The sequence below is a fragment of the Winogradskyella marina genome, assembly GCF_015645385.1.
Taxonomy (GTDB): Bacteria; Bacteroidota; Bacteroidia; order Flavobacteriales; family Flavobacteriaceae; genus Winogradskyella; species Winogradskyella marina.
In genome coordinates, this window is the sequence record NZ_JADOET010000011.1 from 89,287 (window position 1) to 108,172 (window position 18,886).

The following is an 18,886-nucleotide window of genomic DNA, read 5'->3' on the forward strand; positions in this document are numbered from 1 at the left end:
ATATATTTAAGTGCCTTTAGGCACGAGATGTTGGTAATAGTAAATCGTTGAGCTTGGTTTTGTGCCTTTTGGTACAACATATGGAATGTATAAAAACAAAACCATTTAGATTGAAAACATAATTAAAGAAGTCCTCTAGCCTTAATTTCCAAATACTTATTAATGGTATTAACGGTTAAGTTTTCTGGTGCTGTTAAAATGGACTGAATGCCGTGTTTTTGAAGTTCTTTTACCATCAATCGTTTTTCAAAAGCAAATTTTTCTGCTATGGTTTTATGGTAAATAGATTGCAGGTCTTCAGCGTTTTCATTTAAGATCGTATCTAATTCTGTATTCTCGAACAACACCACAACAAGCATGTGTTTTTTAGAGATTGCTTGTAAGTATGGCATTTGTCGTTTTAAAGCGCTAATATGTTCAAAATTGGTATAGAGTAGAAGGAGACTACGATGGGTTACTTTTCGTTTTAATTGCGCGTAAAGCAAACCAAAATCACTATCGTTAAACTGTGTATCTATGTTGTATAAGTTTTCTAAAATCCGATTGAGGTAGGTTAACTTTTGAATTGCAGGTAAGAAGGATTCTATCTTTTTTGAAAAGGAAATCATACCTACTTTATCATGTTTTTTTAAAGCGACATTACTAAATGCTAAAGTTGAATTAATAGCATAATCTAAGAGTTTTAAACCGTTAAACGGCATTTTCATTATTCTGCCAGTATCAATGATAGAGTAGATGGGTTGCGATTTTTCATCTTGATATTGATTCACCATTAATTGTGCACGCTTCGCTGTAGCTTTCCAATTTACAGTTCTAAAATCGTCACCTTGTACGTATTCTTTTATTTGTTCAAATTCTGAAGTATTACCGATACGTCTTATTTTTTTTAAACCAAACTCCGTTAATGAATTACTGATCGCTAGAAAATCGTATTTCTGCATTTGAATAATGGAAGGATACACCATTACCATTTGCTGGTTTTGAAACTGATACCTTCGCTTTACGATTTTGAGAATAGAAGACACAAAAATATTAAGGTGACCAAAATAATATTCGCCACGATCTACAGGTCTTACTAAATAATCGAAATCATGATTTTCATTTGGATTTAAAGTTGTTTGGTAAAGAAAATCGCGTTTCTGAAATTGTACAGGCAACTCATCAATAACATCAATATAGGTCTTAAAACCATATTTGTTAGTAATTGTTATTGGCACAGGATTATTATCACTATTAGAAAATTTATCGGGTAAAATTCGTCTAGCTTGTAAAGCGTTTTTTGGTTGATAGAGTAGAAGTAAATCAACTAATAAAAGTACAGCAATGATTATTGTAACAATCCACGCGATTGAAAACAACGTAGGCATCCAATACGACAAAAGAAAGCATACAGAAGCCACAGCTAAATATATATAGAGCTGTTTGTGTATGTATAATGATTTTATGAATTTCATTTTCCTTTAATTTCTCGCAAAGACGCTAAGACGCAAAGCAGGTTTCTTAATTTTCCTAATTCTACATAATACATATTAACGAGGCACTTCAACCGATTGTACAATCATTTCAATCACGTTTTCTGTGGTCATACCTTCCATTTCGCGTTCTGGTGTTAAAATGATTCTATGATTTAAGACAGGATTCAACGATTTTTTTACATCTTCCGGAATTACAAAATCACGACCACTAATAGCTGCAAAAGCTTTTGCTGTATTTAATATAGCTATGGATGCTCTTGGAGAGCCACCAAGATATAAATGTGGATGATTTCTAGTTTTCGATACAATCTCAGCGATATATTTAATGATTTTTTCTTCAACAAGAATCGCTTGTGTTTTAGATTTATAATCTTCAAGTGAAGCGGTATTTAAAATAGCATTGATTAAGGTTTGTGGTTTTTCTCCTTTACGCTCGTGATGTGATGCTATGATTTTAACTTCATCTTCTAAGCTTGGATAATCTACCTTAATTTTGAAAATAAAGCGGTCTAATTGTGCTTCAGGTAATGCATAGGTTCCTTCTTGCTCAATTGGGTTTTGAGTGGCCAAAACCATAAATGGATTATCAAATTTATAGGTGAATCCGTCAATCGTTGCTTGGCGTTCTTCCATAGTTTCAAACAAAGCGGCTTGCGTTTTTGCTGGTGCTCTGTTGATTTCATCAATTAAAACAATATTTGAGAAAATAGGCCCTTTTTTAAATTCAAATTCAGACGATTTCATATTTAAAACCGATGTTCCTAAAACATCACTAGGCATTAAATCTGGTGTAAATTGAATACGACTGAACTCAGTTTTTAAAACCTTTGCAAACAGTTTAGCCGTTACTGTTTTAGCAATACCAGGAACACCTTCAATTAAGACGTGTCCGTCTGCTAATAAGGCTACGATAAGTAATTCTACAAAATTATCTTGTCCGATAATGACTTTTCTCAATTCGACTTTAATGCTTTCTACAGCCTTTTTTAAGTCCTCTAATTGAATTCTATTATCAAAATTTAAGTCGTCATTTACTGCTTCGTTGTCTTCCATTGGTTATGGGATTTAAATTGTTCTATTAAGGTGTTTAACCTTTCTAATTCTGTACTATTGATTTCGTTTTTATGATTCAAACTTTTAATTAAGTTGAATAACGTCTGTGTATCTTCAAGCGAATTATTACTTCTTGCTGCTAAATTGTTTATAAAACTGGTGTTTATTTCAGCCGTTGAAAGATGTAAGGTGTTTCTAATATACTCTGAAAAATGATGAATTTTGTGTTGTGAAATCTCTTTGTGCTTTCCACTTTCATAATACATATTGGCAATCGTTCTTGTGAAATCTACCGTTTGGTTTTTCAAAGGATTTACAATTGGAATAGCACGTTGCTTCCGTTTCCCTTCAAAAATAACATAGATTAAAACACCAATGAGCATTATATAATAAGCCCATTTTAAGGATTTAGTATTTAAAAACAGATACATTGGTGAGGTGTAAAATGTCTTTCCTGTTTTGTAATAGGTGTCGACATAAACAGGTTGTGTTGTATCTATATAAGAAAGAAGTCCGGCTGTATAATCTTGATTTGGTGATTGTAAAATAAAATAGTTGGTAAAGGCTTGTGGAAAGGTGCTAAGTATTATTTCTCCATCTCCAAAAGGCTGTTTAATAGTGCTAATTAACGTGTCTTCCATCGGCATGTTTTCGCCTCTATAGGTGTCAATCAGTCCAATAACAGAAGTATTTAAGGTGTCTATTTTATTAAAATGAAAGAAGGTTGTGGAGCGATCGTACTTGTACGTTTTTTCAGAGTCTAAAGCAGGATTGACAAGCTTTACTTGGTATTCGTTATTGAAATTATCAAAGGTGTTAACCGAACTTGTATGTAAATTTAAGGTGTCTAATAATTTTTCTTCAAAATCTACAGCTGCTACGACTAGTGTATTTCCGTTTGAGACCCAATCTAGCACACTATTTAACTCTTCTTTTCCAAAGGAAATTCCTCCGTTATTAAAAAGATAAGTGCCATTAATAGTATTGTTTTTGAGGTATTCAAAAGGTGGACGATCTACAATAAAGACGGAGTCTGCAACACGTTTTAATTGGTCGTTAAACACATAGGTACCAAACGGAATTTTGTGATGCGTAGCATACGATGGAAACCAATTTACAGCCTTCGGTTTGTTCATTTCTAGAACAACGATAGCCAAAATAGTTAGTGCTACAAGTGCGATATATAGTTTGCCTTTTTTACTCAACGCTTTGTTATGGTATTATTTAGTTGTTCAAAAGGACGTTTTAAGGTTTCAAATTTAAAGGCATCGACAGTAAATTCACCATACCAAACGTAATCATAAATTCTAGTGATATTTTTAAAATCAGTTTTTATATGTTCCTTATCAATTTCTTGGATATAGTCTTCATTTGTTTTTTGTGGTTGCCATGAAATGCTATCACTTTCAGTTAAATATTTTAAGGATAAAAGATAATAATAGCGAATGGCTAATCGGTAATTTTTCTGATTAATAGCTTCATTAATTAAAGCTGGAATGTCTTCATTTTTTATAATTTGTTCTTCTTCAGAGAATAAGATTGAACCTTGTTGTTTTGCCTTTGTAATGAGGTTGTTAGAGTTCACTTTTAAGAAAAACCGGACTAATAAAAAGACTAAAAAGCCTAATAACAAATAGGGTAGAATCTTAAAAACAAAATACAAAAATCCGGATGCTGTACCCACACCAAAAATGGCTTCCCAAAACTTTCTAAGTATATTTTGAAACCAACGATACGCTTTGTCTAATATGTTTTCTTCGGGTTCAACTTCTAAATAATTAAAGTCATCATCTGCTTTGTAGGCTTCTAATTGGTCTTCTGTGATGTGTTGTTTTTCAACAGAAGTGTCATCGTAATTTACGGGTTGCTCACTTTGTTGCGCAACAGAAAGTTGCACAAAACAAAAACAAAGAAGAAACAACCTATATACTAACATTTAGTCTTCTGTTTTTCCAATTTCGCTAATACGATCATAAGTGCCAGTGAAGTTTACTTTCTCATGTAAATGAAAGTAAATTACTGCTCCCGAAATCATTAAAATAATGTTTAAAATAAACTGAAAGAACGTGTTTAAAACGTTGAGTAAAACAATAACAGGATCTGTAGACATACTACCTATGTTGGCAGGATCAATTTCACCTGAAAAAATACCAGTACTGATAAGTGTATATATAACAGACGGAAGTGATAACACCATAATAAGGACGTAATAAATAATTCCTAAAACGATAAAAGCACCGAAAGCAGTCCAAAAATCGGCATTTGCTAAAGTAAAGCTTTGAGTAAACGCATCTGAAGTTGATCGCTTTGGTTCAAAAACATAAATGCTAAATACAATAGCCATCGGAATCATAACATAAAGCACAGGAAAGAAGCAAAGCATCATTGCAATAATCAGTGTAATTCCTTTTAAAAAACTAAGTCCAAAAAATGGCCAAAACGATTTATAGACATTACTTTTTACTTCTACTGCATCAACGTCACCTTTATGATCTACATAAGATTTAATGTAAAACAGTACAGCTGCTGCGGTAAGGATATAAGCTGCAATTGCAGAAATAAGATAAATAATGGCAACGCTTATGATTACAAAAATGTTGGTTGAGCCTATGCTAGGCTCAGTCATACTTGTAAAATCGAACATGTCGCCTGCGAGATAATTATACGCTGAAAGTGACAACATAAATACCACAATTGCAGGACCTGCGATATTGAAAATAGTTTTCATAAACGGCTTAAACTCATTTCTAATAAAGCCAAACGTATCACTTAAAATACTACTAAAATCTCTTTGTTTTCTGAATTCAATATAAGGTCTATTCATGTTTAATGGGTTGGGTTTAGGTTGAGCTCTATAGTATTTTTAGACGCTGTATCTTGTTTTAGTTTTCTGTTTAATTGAATTGGGTAAATTACGTAGTAAAAAAGGATTAATGCTAGAGAACTGGTAATAATTAATAGGGCAAGCCAATCTGGCATTTCGGTATGTCGGGTCACAAAACCTTCTAAAAAGCCAGCAATTATAAAAAATGGGATGGTGCTCATTAAAATTTTTAAGCCATTAATTACACCACGTTTAAAGGATTCTAGTCGTGGTAAAGTTCCTGTAAATAACATGCCATTGCCCATAACAAGACCAGCACAGCCAGCAATAATAATGACAGATATTTCAATAGTTCCGTGTATCCAAATGGTACGTGCAGATTCCCAAAGTAAACCTTGTTCGTAAAAAAAGTACTGAAAACTGCCTAACATAATGCCGTTTTGCATCATTATAAATAAGGTGCCAACACCTAAAAGGATACCATAACCAAAGGCAAACAACGCTACTTTTATATTATTTAACGTAATACCAAGAAACATGTGGAACTCTCCTTGTTGTTTGTAAACAGCCATAGGATCGCCTTTTTCTATATTATCTAATGTCATGTTTACATAACCATCTCCAAGAAAAGACCTTACAAAATCGTCTTCGCTAGCGGCAGAAAAGGCACCAACAATGACAAACAAGGAAAAGGTTAAAAAGGCAATAAGAAGTTCCCGATGATGTTTATAGAACATAGTTGGAAACTCCGTTTTAAAAAAGGAAATAAGCCTGTTTTTAGGCTCTTTTTTAGTTTTGTAAATACTTTGATGCGCGTTAGATGCCAATTGGTTTAAATAGCGTTCTGTATTGCTATTGGCGTAAAAGGTTTTAGCGTAACTTAAATGGTCGGTAACTTCAATATAGAGGTCAGAAAGTAAATCGGGATCTATTTGCGTTTTATTTGTAAGAATATTTTCAAATTCTAACCATTTGTCTTTATTTTGCTTTACAAAAGCCGCTTCGCGCATTATATTCCCGTTTAGACTTTCAAAGAAAAGAAAATATGGATGAATTTCAAATAGAAACTGCCCAAAATGTAGGGATTAATCAAAATGTTGCTAGTATTGGCGATAGAATGCTAGGTTACCTTATAGATAGTGCCATTATTCTATTGTATTCTATAGGTGCTATTCTACTTTTAGCCACGTTAAATTTAGATTTGGGAGATACTTGGGCTATTTATTTGTTGATTTCGTTACCTGCGTTTTTATATTATGTGCTACTCGAAACATTTATGGATGGTAAAACCGTAGGGAAAGTTATTATGAATACAAGAGTTGTAAAATTGGATGGTTCTAAACCCAGCTTTTCTAATTATTTTGTGCGTTGGATTTTAAGAATTGTAGATGTGGTTTTAACTTCTGGAGGTGTAGCTGCCTTTACCATTTTACTAAAAGGCAATGGGCAGCGTTTGGGTGATATTGCTGCTGGTACCACAGTAATTAGTGAAAAGCAACAAGTTACAATTCATGATACGCTTATTAAAGATATTGCTACTGATTATGTGCCAACATACAGCCAAGTGACCATGTTAAATGATAAGGATATGCAAACCGTTAAAAATTTATATGACAATGCAGTAAGAAACGGACATCATAATATTATCCTGAATTTACACGTTCGGTTATTGAAAATTATGGCCATAGAAACGAGTGAAAAACCAGTAGATTTTGTGGCAACCGTTATAAAGGATTATAATTATTATACGCAAAACATGTAAGCAGAGAACCACTTTTTCTTTTTCAGAAAAAGTGAGTGAATCGCTTATCCCGAACTCGCTTTGGGATCTCAGAGAACCACTTTTTCATTTTCAGAAAAATGAGTGAATTGCTTATGCTGAGCGCAGTCGAAGTATCTGATTTATATTTAGTGTAATAATTATTAGCTCTGAGCGCAGTCGAAGGACTTATGATAAACGTTACTAAGAGCCAATTTATCGTTCGAATGCAGTAAACAACGTTTCCCGAAGTATTTGAAAGAACCATTTTTCATTTTAAATTAGATGCCTACCTTCGCACATTACAATAATGTAAATATAATCACTCTATGTTTTTTCAATTTATAGATATTTTAGGAACCATTGCTTTTGCCATTTCAGGTGCATTGATGGCTATGGGTAAACGTATGGATCCGTTTGGAGTTCTTATTATTGCTTTTGTAACTGCAGTTGGAGGCGGTACACTGCGTGATGTTATGATTGGGATTGAGCCTGTGTCTTGGATGAAAAATATGACATTCGTTTATGTTATTATTGGTTCTGCCGTGTTTGCTGTTGTATTCAAAAAACAAATTAACTACCTGAGAAAATCATTGTTTTTATTCGATACTATTGGAATTGCACTTTATACGGTTGTAGGTGTAGAAACCGGACTTGTAGCAGGTTTACACCCAGTAATTTGTATAGCTATGGGAACAATGACGGCTTGTTTCGGTGGTGTGTTAAGAGATATATTGTGTAATGATATTCCTGTGATTTTCAGAGAAGAAATTTATGCTACAGCGTGTATTTTAGGAGGTTTTACATATTTTTTACTCTTACAGTTTTTTGCGGATAGACATATCTTGTTCGTTATAGTGGCTTTGGTTGTTATTACTGTAAGATTAGTTGCTGTTAGATTTAAAGTGAGTTTACCTAGTTTGTATAAAAGCGAAGACAACAAGCAGTAATTGTTATTGATTGTTAAAGTTTGATTTATCTTTTTTAGTCTTGCTCCAGGCGATAACCTTAACACCTTATGAATATTGAATTTTCTGTTGTTAGTTCCCAAGGTCTGTGCGCTAAGTCTTGGATTTTCATTTTTTGAAATGGCTACTTAGTTGTTTTTGTGGTATTTTTTAGAGAAGCACTTTATTGCTTATCGTTTTTAAACACCATTAGCTTTATGGCTTTGTCAGAATCTTCTAAGACCATAATGTTATAATGCTTCCATTCTATAGTTAGACCCTTATCTTCGGCTTTATTTAGCGAGTTAAATGATACCATTTTCTGTGCTTCGCCTTCTGATAGTAATATATGATATGAGTTAAAGACATCGGTTTGGTTGCCATCTATATCTTCAGACCATTCGCTTATATAATCCTTAAATAGAATTTCAAGCTTACCAATTATAGCAGTTTGCCCCAAATCTATAAACATTGGTTTTTCAAAGTCTAGTTTATTAACGACTAAGGCAATTAGGTCTTTATCAATTTTTAAATCGAAAGAATAGTTTTGATATGCTTTTGGATAGTTTATTTTTTTACGATTGTTAAATGCGTCATAACACCATAGGAAAGTAGCATATTCTGTATGGTTTTCAAATACGTTTAATTCTAGTTGAATTTCTGGAGAGCTGTTATTTATTACTGTTGATTGAATGAATAGATTTGAAGGTTCGATAATTATATTTTCAAATTGAATACTAGGATTTTTTCCTGTTTTTAAAGGTATTGTAATAGAATCGTTTGTCATGTTGTTTTTAGATTGTGCATATCCTGTGTATGACATACATACAAGTAATAAAATCAATATGTTAAATGTGAGAACCTTCATAGTTAGGTGTAGTTTATCATTAATAAAGGCTATCAAATTTGAATGCTACCATGTAATAAAATAGGCCTATTGTCGCCAATAAATGAAGTCCGAAACCAATGAAATTTACGACTTTGACGTAGGTTTTATTAAAAACATCAAAAATAGCGAAAAAGGCAAATAGTAAAATACAAGACTCAAAACCGATGACAATTAATTCTATTAATTCAAAGTGATGCGCTTTTATATTTGGAATAGTGATAGTCCCAAAACCCAATATACCAATTACTATGGCCATATTTAAGTAAGGAATTATTAATGCTGATTTCTTTTTTTTGTATGTGACGATAATGGCTGCTATATGGCAAATTATGATGATAATTAATACTGTAATGATATGCGTATCATTCATAAACAACTGTTAAATAGGTGTTAGTTATGGGGTAAATTAGCGATTATTTTTGGTTTAGCACCAATGTTAGCAATTCTGAGTGGTTTTAAACGTTATGGAATTTGACATAATTACAGTAATCCTTTGTTGTATACATGCTTTAGTTCAAAATGTAGCCTAGTGAAAATATGGAAATAAATAGCCACAGCGTAATTGCCAAAACTATAGGTTTCATTCCTGTATGTTTTAAGTCTTTTATTGAAATTGTAGAGCCTACAAGAAACAACGTTATGATTAACAATCTTTTGGACATTGAAACGATAAAATGAGTAGTTGGATCAGGTAAAATATGGTAACTATTTATTATGATTGCTACAATAAATAAAATAATAAAGTAAGGGATTTTTATTTTTTCGTCTTTTGTTTTGAAAAGAAACATTGAAAAAATTGATAACGGAATAATCCACAATGTTCTAGAAAGTTTTACTGTTGTGGCTATTCTTAAGGCCTCTTCTCCGTAACCTAAAGTAGCACCAACTACTGAACTTGTATCGTGTATCGCAATAGCACACCACAAACCAAATTGTTCTTGGGATAGATTTAAAAAATGTCCAACTGCAGGAAACACAAACAAGGCGATAGAATTTAAGAGAAATACAATTCCTAGAGCAATACTTATTGTTTTGCTTTTAGCTTTGATAACCGGTGAAATTGCAGCTATTGCACTTCCTCCACAAATTGCCGTTCCTGAAGTAATAAGATGTCCTAGCTTTAAATCTAATTTTAAAAGCCTTGAGAGTAACAAGCCTAAGGATAAGGTTAAAATTATTGAATAGATGGTTAAATTTAATCCTGCTTTTCCTGTTTCTAATGTTTCTTTAATAAACATTCCAAAACCTAGTCCCACGACCGAAATTTTTAATAAATAATGAATGGCTTTATGGTTGTATGCCTTAAAAGGAGTGTTAAATAGAGTCGTATATATAAAACCAACGATTAAAGCTGTCGGGCTGTTTATAAGTCCTAAAAGGGCAATTATAATTATACCGAAGTAAACTGTTTTCGAAAAACTATCTTTCATATCATTTGTTATTATTTGATACAAAAGTAATTTGCTTAGATAACCTTTAAGCAAATCAATTAGCTGTGTAGGATAACTAAAGGTTATAGCTGTGGCGGACAAATTTTTTGAAATATTCAAACGTATTGGAGAGATACCCTGTTCTAGTAACGAAATAAAACCATCTTGAAATGCTTAAATCCTTAATGTCAATTATTTTAAGTTTGTTATTCATTAAATCATCAGAAATAGAATGGACTGAAAGAAGTGCGTAATGGTCAGAATTGTATAGGTAATTTTTAATGGCTTCAGTACTATTAAAAAATACAACGGAATTAAGCTTTGTTATTTTATGATTCAATAAAAAGGTATCAATTATTGCTTTTGTTCCAGAACCTTTTTCACGTTCTACCATTGGAATTTCTTGTAAGGTTTGTAAATCAATTTGTCCTGTATGAAAAGTGTTGTTTTTAATATTTGTCACGAGAACAATTTCATCCTTAATGAACTTTTCAAAATGTAATATGGGGTTGGCAGAACTTCCTTCTGTAATTCCGAAATTTATGTCTTCATTTAAAATTAAGTTTTCAATATTTTCAGAATTATCACTGATTACATTAAATTTTGTTTCAGGGAATTGCACTCTAAATTTGGCAATTATTTTAGGTATAATATAGTTAGACAAGGTAGTACTTACACCAAAGTCTATAAAATCTGGAAAATCTTCTTTTTTATGAAGAAATTTCTCGTCCATTTCGGTATAAATAGCCAATATTTTATTCGTGTAGATTAGAAATGATTTTCCCTCTGTGGTCAGTTCTATCGCGTTTCTTTTTCTTATAAATAACGTGGTCTTATAGTCTTGCTCTAAATTTTTAATTGCTTTCGAAATCGCAGGTTGTGAAATATATAATTGTTCAGCAGCTTTTGTAAAACTTAAATGTTTGGCAACAATTTTAAAAATATGTAATTTGGTTTTCATTAGTTTGTGCACATGTTTGTGTATGATTAGTTGCGTAGTTAAGCGAGTAAGTTAGCAAATAAAAACCGAATAGAAAATACGCGTGTATTTTTGTAAGTAGGCTAGAAATAAGCAATTAATTATCCACGGTGTAGGAGTATTACTATGTTATTCAACCCGATTTTTATCATTCATTTTAGTCGGATTTTGTCGTGTGTCAAAGACATCAATAATTATAATTTCGTTATCTGCAATTCTGTAAATAAGTTTATAATGTCCACTTATTAAGTATCTATTATTTTTATTTAGAATTGTCAAATTAGGTTCTACAGGACCAGAATTCGGATTTTTTTATTAATTGTTTCGAGGATTCAAGTATTTGTTTTCTGATTTTATGAGCAAGTTTTTAATTACTACAATAGAATAATAATCAAAAATATCTTTTAAATTTCTAATAGCAAAATCAGTCTAAACTATTTTAATTGTTGCCAATTTGCTGATATTCTCTCTAAATCTTCTTGATTTTTTACATTTCTATTTTTAAAATCCAATTCAGATTTTTCAATTCGATTAACTAATTCTTCGACAGTAAATGGTTTTAAATCAGGCTTATGTTCAATCTCTCTTTTTAGGATATAATTTTCCAATTTGTCAAATAATATCTCGTCCTTAATTTGGGCTAGATAAGTTATTAAATTGAGTTTTCGAGTTTGTAAATCTATAATTTGCGTATATAATAAAAAAAATAATTTTTTTACTAAATGATTATTTGAAAAACTATTCTCTTGTATTACTACCAACTTGTTATACAATCAAAAAATCAACCTTAAAAACCTGTTAAAGTCAACATCAGTTGACTTTTTGTTTTGGATTTTAAACCTTAATCATATCTCTATATTCCTGAAAAAAGGCTTCAAACAAACTCATATTTTCATTAAAGAATTCCATTACATCTCTCCACGTATTCTTGTTATGTATAGATACTTTTTGTTTTAATGGTAAGTAGATTCGAGAAATTTCCTTACCGTTTTCTAGATAATACTCTTCATTATATATAACGTCTGGTAGGTAATCATTTTTTAGAATGCCTTTTAAAGCTACAAGTTTTTCCCAACAATTAATGCGGTTTTCTAAGTCATCTTCAAGATCTAAAGCAATTAATGCCGATTTAGTATCGAAATGAAATTTAAAAGAAAAGCCTTTAATTTTGGTATCATATAACAACCATTTTCGTGGAAATGACTTTCCGAAACTGGTCCAGAACTCTTCTCTTAATTGTCTACTTTCTTCTCTTGAAAACATATTAAATCATATAAGCAATTGCAATACCTAACACGATAGCCACCAACTTAGATAAATTAAATTTATGACCTTCACCAGTTTCAAATAAAATGGTTGTAGAAATGTGTAAAAAGATACCAATAACGACGGCATTAATAACATCTACATAGGTTGCCATAAAAGTTGAGTGGTTAGAAATAAAAGTCCCCAAAGGCGTCATTGCCGCAAAAATGATTAGAAAACTTATAATCTGTTTCTTGTTGTAGTTAGATTTTAATAAAAAAGTAGCAACTAATATTGCAATAGGTATTTTGTGAATTAAAACACCATAAACCATATCGTTATGTTGGTGTATGGGAAAACCTTCTAAAAAACTATGAATACACAAGCTGATGAAGAGCAACCAAGGAAAATCATTATCGTTCTTATGGATATGTACGTGGCCATGCTCAGCACCTTTAGAAAAAAATTCTAAAATAACTTGAAGTAAAATACCACACATTATATACAAGCCGGTTTGCTTTGCATCAATATGGTGATACACTTCTGGTAATAAATCAAAAAGTGTAAGTGCAAGTAAAAAGGCACCACTAAAAGATAGTAGCAACTTAGTATAATTGGACTTTTGTGTTTTAGTGAGTATAGCAATAACAACACCAATAACAACGGCAAGTAATGGTAATAAATAGCTGTTCATTCAGTTTACTTAAAAATCATAATCATACGTTCCGATGTTTTAGCGTGATACTTATGGAGTTTATAATCTCCAAAAACATCTAACAAATGTACTCCGGCTTTTTCAAAAAGTGTTTCAAAATCTTTTAGTGTAAATGCTTTTACACGTTCTTGAAATTCAAAATGTTCTCCGTCGGCTTCAAAACTAATATCTTTTACGATGTATCCTTCTTTGACAGATCGTTTTTGATGAAAATCAATGCCGTCAACCGTTTTTACATCTTCGGCAATTAAATTATCTATAATGTAATTGGTATTCATAAAATCGATAACACCAAATCCAAAGTCATTTAATTCTGCCTGAATAGACTTTATAGTTTCAAGATTGCATTTATCATCTTCAAAATAGCCAAAACTTGTAAAAAGATTAAAAACAGCATCAAACGTATCAGGATAAGGTTTGCTCATATCATGGACATCAAATCGTAGCGATTCATTTTCAAACTGCTTAGCGTGTGCAATGCTTTGTTCAGATAAATCAGCTCCAGTAACATTGTAACCTAAAGAGTTTAAGTACACGGAATGTCTCCCTTTACCACATGCTAAATCTAGAATTTTGCCATGCTCTGGGATATTAAGATAGTTGGTTAGATTATCCATAAAGTTTTGCGCTTCAGTATAATCTCTATCTTTATATAAAATATGGTAGTACGGAGTGTCAAACCACGAAGCATACCATTGTTTAGTTGATTTAGTCATAATTATCTCCTATTAAAAAAGGAGTCTTTTTAATTAAAATAATTAGTGGCCATCATAAGTGCTAAGGGAAAGTTACTCTTAATTATCAATAAAAGCGTACTGTAAGTTTTATCCAAAGTTTCGAGATGATGACTCCTAAGTTGGTTTTTAGGATTACATGCTACAAAAATACTGTATTTTTGCAATCTATTAGAAGGAAGATATGGACAATAATTTTAAGATGTTAGCCAAAACATTATTTGGTTTCGAAGATTTACTAGCAAAAGAACTCATGCAGCTTGGTGCCATGAACGTAGAGAAAGGCATACGGAATGTGACTTTTGAAGGTGATAAAGGTTTTATGTATAAAGCTAATCTTGGACTTAGAACTGCTATAAAAATACTTAAACCTATTCATTCTTTCAGAGTTGCCAAAGAGGACGATCTTTACAAAAATGTAAAGAACATGAAATGGGAAGAGTACCTAAAATCTACGGGGTCTTTGGCAGTAGATGCTACAGTACATAATAGTGTATTTACCCATTCGCTCTATACAGCTTTAAAAACTAAAGATGCGATTGTAGATCGTTTTAGAGATATCGACGGCACAAGACCAGATGTAGATTTACGTTTTCCAGATTTAAAAATTAACGTTCATATAGATCGTCAACGTTGTACTATTTCGTTAGACACCTCTGGTGAATCGTTACACAGACGTGGCTACAAGTCAGCAACAAATATTGCACCTATAAATGAAGTTTTAGCAGCAGGATTAATTATGATGAGTGGTTGGGATGGTCAATCAGATTTTATGGATCCAATGTGTGGTAGTGGAACTATGTTAGCAGAAGCGGCAATGATTGCTTGTAATATTCCACCAAACTTAATGCGAAAAGAATTTGCTTTTGAACGATGGGAAGATTGGGATGTCGATTTGTTTGAGAAAATTGAAGAATCCCTTCTTAAGAAAACACGCGATTTTCATTATAAAATATTAGGTTACGATAAATCGCCGTCAGCTGTAGCTAAAGCGAAAGAAAACATGAAAAATGCGCACTTAGATGAATTTATTCATATTCAGCACGAAGATTTCTTCAAAACTCAAAAATCGGGTAATGATAAATTACACATGGTTTTTAATCCTCCGTATGGTGAGCGTTTAGAAAATTTAAATGTTGAAGAATTCTACGGAAATATTGGAAGCACATTAAAACATGGTTATCCAGGAACCAATGCTTGGCTAATAACGTCAAATCTTGAAGCCTTAAAATCTGTAGGGCTACGTCCATCTCGAAAAATAAAAGTCTTTAACGCTAAGCTTGAAGCCAGATTGGTGAAGTACGAAATGTACGAAGGAAGCCGAAAGGCTAAAAAGCAGTAAGTGAATTTTGAGATGTTAGTCTTTAAGTTGTGAGTTGTGAGTTGTGAGTTGTGAGTTGTGAGCTGTGAGTTGAAAGTTTACAGTTTTATTTGTGATTTTCAGAATCTAAGATGATTTTTTAGAAAAATCACTCCGTGAATCTTTGTGGTTGCTCTGTGCGTCTTTGTGTAATAAGCTTCTTTATCGAATTTGTAGTGTCCAATTTTGAGTCTTCGGTTTTCTGTTACAACGTTTTATTAAGTCAATACTGAAAAATACGCTGTGAATCTTCGTGTTTCTGAGTGAAACTCTGCGTAATCATATTCTTTGCGACTTAGCGTCTTTGCGAGATTTAGATTTGAAACAGAACACATTTTCTTAGTTCTCTAGTGCCTCCAACTGTATATTATAATCATACTGTAAATCCTCATGCAACACTTTAATCTTTTTCTTTATGGAAAGAATTTGACGCTCATATAAATTACTCAAGGTTGTATTTCTATGTATTGATGGTTGTAGGTCATTTAAACGTTCACAAAAGTAGAGTAGGAGTTCCACTTCAGTTGTTTTCTTTAAAGAATAGCGACTATACACACGGATTTGTCTCAATATTTTCCGAATTGTTTTCTTCATATAAAAATAGCTGTCAGTGTTAATACCTTCAAACAATTCGTCTAAAGTTAATTTTACACTTGCGATATAGCCATCTTCGTCATGAGATTCAAATAGTAAGTAGGTAAGTAAGGCTTTATTTTCTTTTTTAAATTTACCTAAGCGTAAACAGAGTTCTAAAAGCTCTTCTTGAGAAAGGTGCTTGAGTTCTTTTTTTATGGTAACGATAGATTCAATCTTCATGCTATAAATTTAAGATTTTTCGGTGTAGTTGTATGAGAAACTGGGACAAAACTAAAAGCAGCTAATTATATAAGATAATTAACTGCTTTTTTATTTATTGTAAAATTGTAATTCTTACTTATCTCAATTTTGGATAATCGGCAGGGTTCAATTCATGCATTACATCGTAGATGGCTTCAAATATATCTTCGGCAGATGGTTTTGAAAAATAATCACCATCAGTCCCGTATGCTGGTCTGTGTGGTTGCGCAGCTAAAGTTTTTGGTGCACCATCTAAAAACTGAAAGGCGTTTTGGGTATTTAAAATTTCATTCAAAATATACGCTGAAGCTCCTCCTTTTACATCTTCATCAATCACCATAACGCGGTTGGTTTTGGCGATACTTTTAACGATATCATGATTAATATCAAACGGTAATAACGATTGTACATCAATGATTTCTGCATCAATACCAACCACTTGCAATTCTTTGGCAGCTTTTTCTACTAATCGCAATGTAGAACCGTAAGAAACTAAAGTGATATCCTTACCTTCTCTAATGGTTTCTACAACACCAATCGGTGTTTTAAATTTACCAATATTATTAGGTAATTTTTCTTTTAATCGGTAACCATTTAAGCACTCTACCACTAAAGCAGGTTCGTCGCTATCTAACAAGGTGTTGTAAAAACCAGCGGCTTTTGTCATGTTTCTTGGTACTAAAACATGAATACCTCTAATTAAGTTCAGTACACCTCCCATTTGTGAGCCAGAATGCCAAATACCTTCTAGTCTGTGACCACGTGTTCTTACAATTAAAGGTGCTTTTTGACGCCCTTTTGTTCTATACTGAACTGTTGCTAAATCATCACTCATTATTTGCAAGGCGTACATGATGTAGTCTAAATACTGAATTTCTGCAATAGGTCTTAAGCCACGCATTGCCATTCCAATACCTTGACCAATTATGGTTGCTTCTCTAATGCCTGTATCAGATACTCTTAGTGCTCCGTGTTTTTCTTGAAGCCCTTCTAATCCTTGGTTTACATCTCCAATATAACCAGCATCTTCTCCAAAAATTAAGGCTTCAGGATAGTTGCTAAATAAAGCGTCGAAATTCTCTCGTAATACCACACGTCCATCAACTTCTTGTGCATTAGGATCGTATGTTGGAAGAATTTCTTGTTGGTTTAATACATTTTGTTGCGATTCGCTATATAAATGTGAACTGTATTTTGGTTGAATGGTTGCAATATAATTTGTAATCCAATGTTGAAGCGCTGTTTTTTGCGAAGAGGATTCAGACACTACATAACGCAATGCTTTTCTTGTTGCCGTCAAAATATTACGACGTAGTGGTTCGTCAAAACCTTCTAATTCATTTTTTAGCTTTGTAATAAAAACGCCATTAGGACTAGATGCTGCTAATTCCTCTAATAAATGAAGTGCTTCTTTACGTTCTGCGATAATAGGATTTATACACGCTGCCCAAGCGGCTTTTTTACCTTCTCTTACGGCTTTTTTAATTGAGCGTTCTAAAGCTGTAAGTTCTTCGTCTGTAGCAATGTTATTTTCAAGAATCCAAAGGCGCATTTGTGCATTACAATCGTATTCAGCTTCCCACTTTAAGCGCTCTTGATTTTTATAACGCTCATGAGATCCAGAAGTAGAATGCCCTTGTGGTTGTGTTAATTCTTGAACATGAATCATAACAGGAACATGTTCGTTTCTTGAAATTTTAGCAGCACGTTGGTACGTGTCCATTAATTCAGGATAGTTCCAACCATCAACTCTAAAGATTTCATAACCTTTTTCGTCTTCATTACGTTGAAATCCTTTTAATATTTCTGATATATTCTCTTTGGTTGTTTGATGTCTTGCGTGTACAGAGATGCCATAATGATCATCCCAAATGCTAATAACCATAGGGACTTGTAATACTCCGGCTGCATTTATAGTTTCAAAAAATAAGCCTTCACTTGTACTCGCATTACCAATTGTTCCCCAAGCAATTTCATTTCCTTCGTTAGAGAATTTTGTGGTGTCAATTCCGTCAACCTTTCTGTATATTTTAGAGGCTTGCGCTAAACCTAAAAGTCTAGGCATTTGACCAGCTGTTGGTGAAATATCTGAACTAGAATTCTTTTGTAAGGTTAAGTTGTTCCATTGTCCATTTTCATCTAAACTATGTGTTGCAAAATGGCCTCCCATTTGACGACCAGCAGACATAGGCTCATCATTAATATCTGTATTGGCATATAAGCCAGCAAAAAATTGCTCAATAGTAAGTTCTCCAATAGCCATCATAAAGGTCTGATCTCTATAATAACCAGATCTAAAATCACCATTTTGAAAAGCTTTCGCCCATGCGATTTGAGGAATTTCTTTTCCGTCACCAAAAATACCAAACTTGGCTTTTCCGGTTAAGACTTCTCTACGACCAAGCAAACTACACTCCCGACTCGTAACAGCAAGTTTGTAATCATTTAAAACTTCTGTTTTAAAATCTTCAAATGTAATTTCGGTTTTGGTATTAGGATTCGTCTTCATAAACGCATTTTTTAAGTATTGCGAAAGTACGAAAAATTAAGATTTAATGCAAGGTCTATTTGTGTTATAGTATTGCGATATTCTCAGTGAAACCATGAATTCTTTGAAAATAATTGAAATAAATTAGTGA

At 32.5% G+C, this 18,886-nt stretch carries 19 protein-coding genes; 3 read left to right on the forward strand and 16 right to left on the reverse strand.

What is annotated here, in order from left to right; all coding sequences use genetic code 11:
- Positions 1–122: 122 nt before the first annotated feature.
- The 6 genes from ITJ86_RS12840 to ITJ86_RS12865 all read right to left on the reverse strand — a co-directional run bounded on the left by ITJ86_RS12840 (position 123) and on the right by ITJ86_RS12865 (position 6,362).
- Positions 123–1,454, reverse strand: coding sequence for a DUF58 domain-containing protein (locus tag ITJ86_RS12840; protein WP_195872048.1), 1,332 nt, complete (start codon positions 1,452–1,454; stop codon positions 123–125).
- A 75-nt stretch (positions 1,455–1,529) separates the two neighbouring features.
- Positions 1,530–2,528: an AAA family ATPase gene (locus ITJ86_RS12845; RefSeq protein ID WP_195872049.1), complete on the reverse strand. Its 999-nt coding sequence runs from the start codon at positions 2,526–2,528 to the stop codon at positions 1,530–1,532.
- On the reverse strand, positions 2,507–3,733 hold the full coding sequence (locus tag ITJ86_RS12850; protein WP_195872050.1) for a DUF4350 domain-containing protein: 1,227 nt from the start codon (positions 3,731–3,733) through the stop codon (positions 2,507–2,509). Before ITJ86_RS12850 ends, ITJ86_RS12845 begins: the two co-directional genes overlap by 22 nt.
- Complete coding sequence (locus ITJ86_RS12855) at positions 3,730–4,464, reverse strand: DUF4129 domain-containing protein (RefSeq protein ID WP_195872051.1); 735 nt, start codon at positions 4,462–4,464, stop codon at positions 3,730–3,732. Before ITJ86_RS12855 ends, ITJ86_RS12850 begins: the two co-directional genes overlap by 4 nt.
- On the reverse strand, positions 4,465–5,352 hold the full coding sequence (locus tag ITJ86_RS12860; RefSeq protein ID WP_195872052.1) for a hypothetical protein: 888 nt from the start codon (positions 5,350–5,352) through the stop codon (positions 4,465–4,467).
- 2 nt (positions 5,353–5,354) lie between these two features.
- Positions 5,355–6,362 carry a stage II sporulation protein M gene (locus ITJ86_RS12865; protein WP_195872053.1) on the reverse strand — a complete coding sequence of 336 codons (1,008 nt, stop codon included), beginning with the start codon at positions 6,360–6,362 and terminating at the stop codon, positions 5,355–5,357.
- Between the two features lie 35 nt (positions 6,363–6,397).
- On the opposite strand from ITJ86_RS12865, the gene ITJ86_RS12870 reads away from it, so the two are divergent.
- Entirely contained in the window at positions 6,398–7,114 is a 717-nt protein-coding gene (locus ITJ86_RS12870) for an RDD family protein (RefSeq protein ID WP_195872054.1), read from the forward strand.
- Positions 7,115–7,440: 326 nt separating this feature from the next.
- The gene (locus tag ITJ86_RS12875; protein ID WP_195872055.1) at positions 7,441–8,061 is read left to right on the forward strand and encodes a trimeric intracellular cation channel family protein; all 621 of its coding nucleotides are present in this window, start codon (positions 7,441–7,443) and stop codon (positions 8,059–8,061) included.
- Between the two features lie 181 nt (positions 8,062–8,242).
- Here the strand turns inward: ITJ86_RS12875 and ITJ86_RS12880 are convergent, their stop codons facing one another.
- From ITJ86_RS12880 to ITJ86_RS12915, 8 genes are all read right to left on the reverse strand, one after another.
- Positions 8,243–8,881 carry a hypothetical protein gene (locus tag ITJ86_RS12880; RefSeq protein WP_195872056.1) on the reverse strand — a complete coding sequence of 213 codons (639 nt, stop codon included), beginning with the start codon at positions 8,879–8,881 and terminating at the stop codon, positions 8,243–8,245.
- A gap of 64 nt (positions 8,882–8,945) precedes the next feature.
- Entirely contained in the window at positions 8,946–9,317 is a 372-nt protein-coding gene (locus ITJ86_RS12885) for a hypothetical protein (protein ID WP_195872057.1), read from the reverse strand.
- Between the two features lie 139 nt (positions 9,318–9,456).
- Positions 9,457–10,377, reverse strand: a complete 921-nt coding sequence (locus ITJ86_RS12890) for a YeiH family protein (protein ID WP_195872088.1) — start codon at positions 10,375–10,377, stop codon at positions 9,457–9,459.
- Positions 10,378–10,453: 76 nt separating this feature from the next.
- The gene (locus tag ITJ86_RS12895; protein ID WP_195872058.1) at positions 10,454–11,338 is read right to left on the reverse strand and encodes a LysR family transcriptional regulator; all 885 of its coding nucleotides are present in this window, start codon (positions 11,336–11,338) and stop codon (positions 10,454–10,456) included.
- A 452-nt stretch (positions 11,339–11,790) separates the two neighbouring features.
- A complete protein-coding gene (locus ITJ86_RS12900) occupies positions 11,791–12,117 on the reverse strand; it encodes a hypothetical protein (RefSeq protein ID WP_230080302.1) in 327 nt (108 codons plus the stop codon).
- Between the two features lie 73 nt (positions 12,118–12,190).
- A complete protein-coding gene (locus ITJ86_RS12905) occupies positions 12,191–12,619 on the reverse strand; it encodes a DUF4268 domain-containing protein (RefSeq protein WP_195872059.1) in 429 nt (142 codons plus the stop codon).
- A 1-nt stretch (position 12,620) separates the two neighbouring features.
- Positions 12,621–13,295, reverse strand: a complete 675-nt coding sequence (locus ITJ86_RS12910) for a ZIP family metal transporter (protein WP_195872060.1) — start codon at positions 13,293–13,295, stop codon at positions 12,621–12,623.
- A gap of 5 nt (positions 13,296–13,300) precedes the next feature.
- Positions 13,301–14,032 (reverse strand): class I SAM-dependent methyltransferase, encoded by a 732-nt coding sequence (locus tag ITJ86_RS12915; RefSeq protein WP_195872061.1) that lies wholly within the window; start codon positions 14,030–14,032, stop codon positions 13,301–13,303.
- 202 nt (positions 14,033–14,234) lie between these two features.
- Between ITJ86_RS12915 and ITJ86_RS12920 the strand changes: the two genes are divergently transcribed.
- Positions 14,235–15,392, forward strand: a complete 1,158-nt coding sequence (locus tag ITJ86_RS12920) for a THUMP domain-containing class I SAM-dependent RNA methyltransferase (RefSeq protein ID WP_195872062.1) — start codon at positions 14,235–14,237, stop codon at positions 15,390–15,392.
- Positions 15,393–15,749: 357 nt separating this feature from the next.
- Here the strand turns inward: ITJ86_RS12920 and ITJ86_RS12925 are convergent, their stop codons facing one another.
- Together ITJ86_RS12925 and ITJ86_RS12930 are read right to left on the reverse strand one after the other, a co-directional pair.
- On the reverse strand, positions 15,750–16,226 hold the full coding sequence (locus ITJ86_RS12925; protein ID WP_195872063.1) for a hypothetical protein: 477 nt from the start codon (positions 16,224–16,226) through the stop codon (positions 15,750–15,752).
- Between the two features lie 118 nt (positions 16,227–16,344).
- Positions 16,345–18,756 carry an alpha-ketoacid dehydrogenase subunit alpha/beta gene (locus tag ITJ86_RS12930; protein WP_195872064.1) on the reverse strand — a complete coding sequence of 804 codons (2,412 nt, stop codon included), beginning with the start codon at positions 18,754–18,756 and terminating at the stop codon, positions 16,345–16,347.
- Between the last annotated feature and the right edge of the window lie 130 nt (positions 18,757–18,886).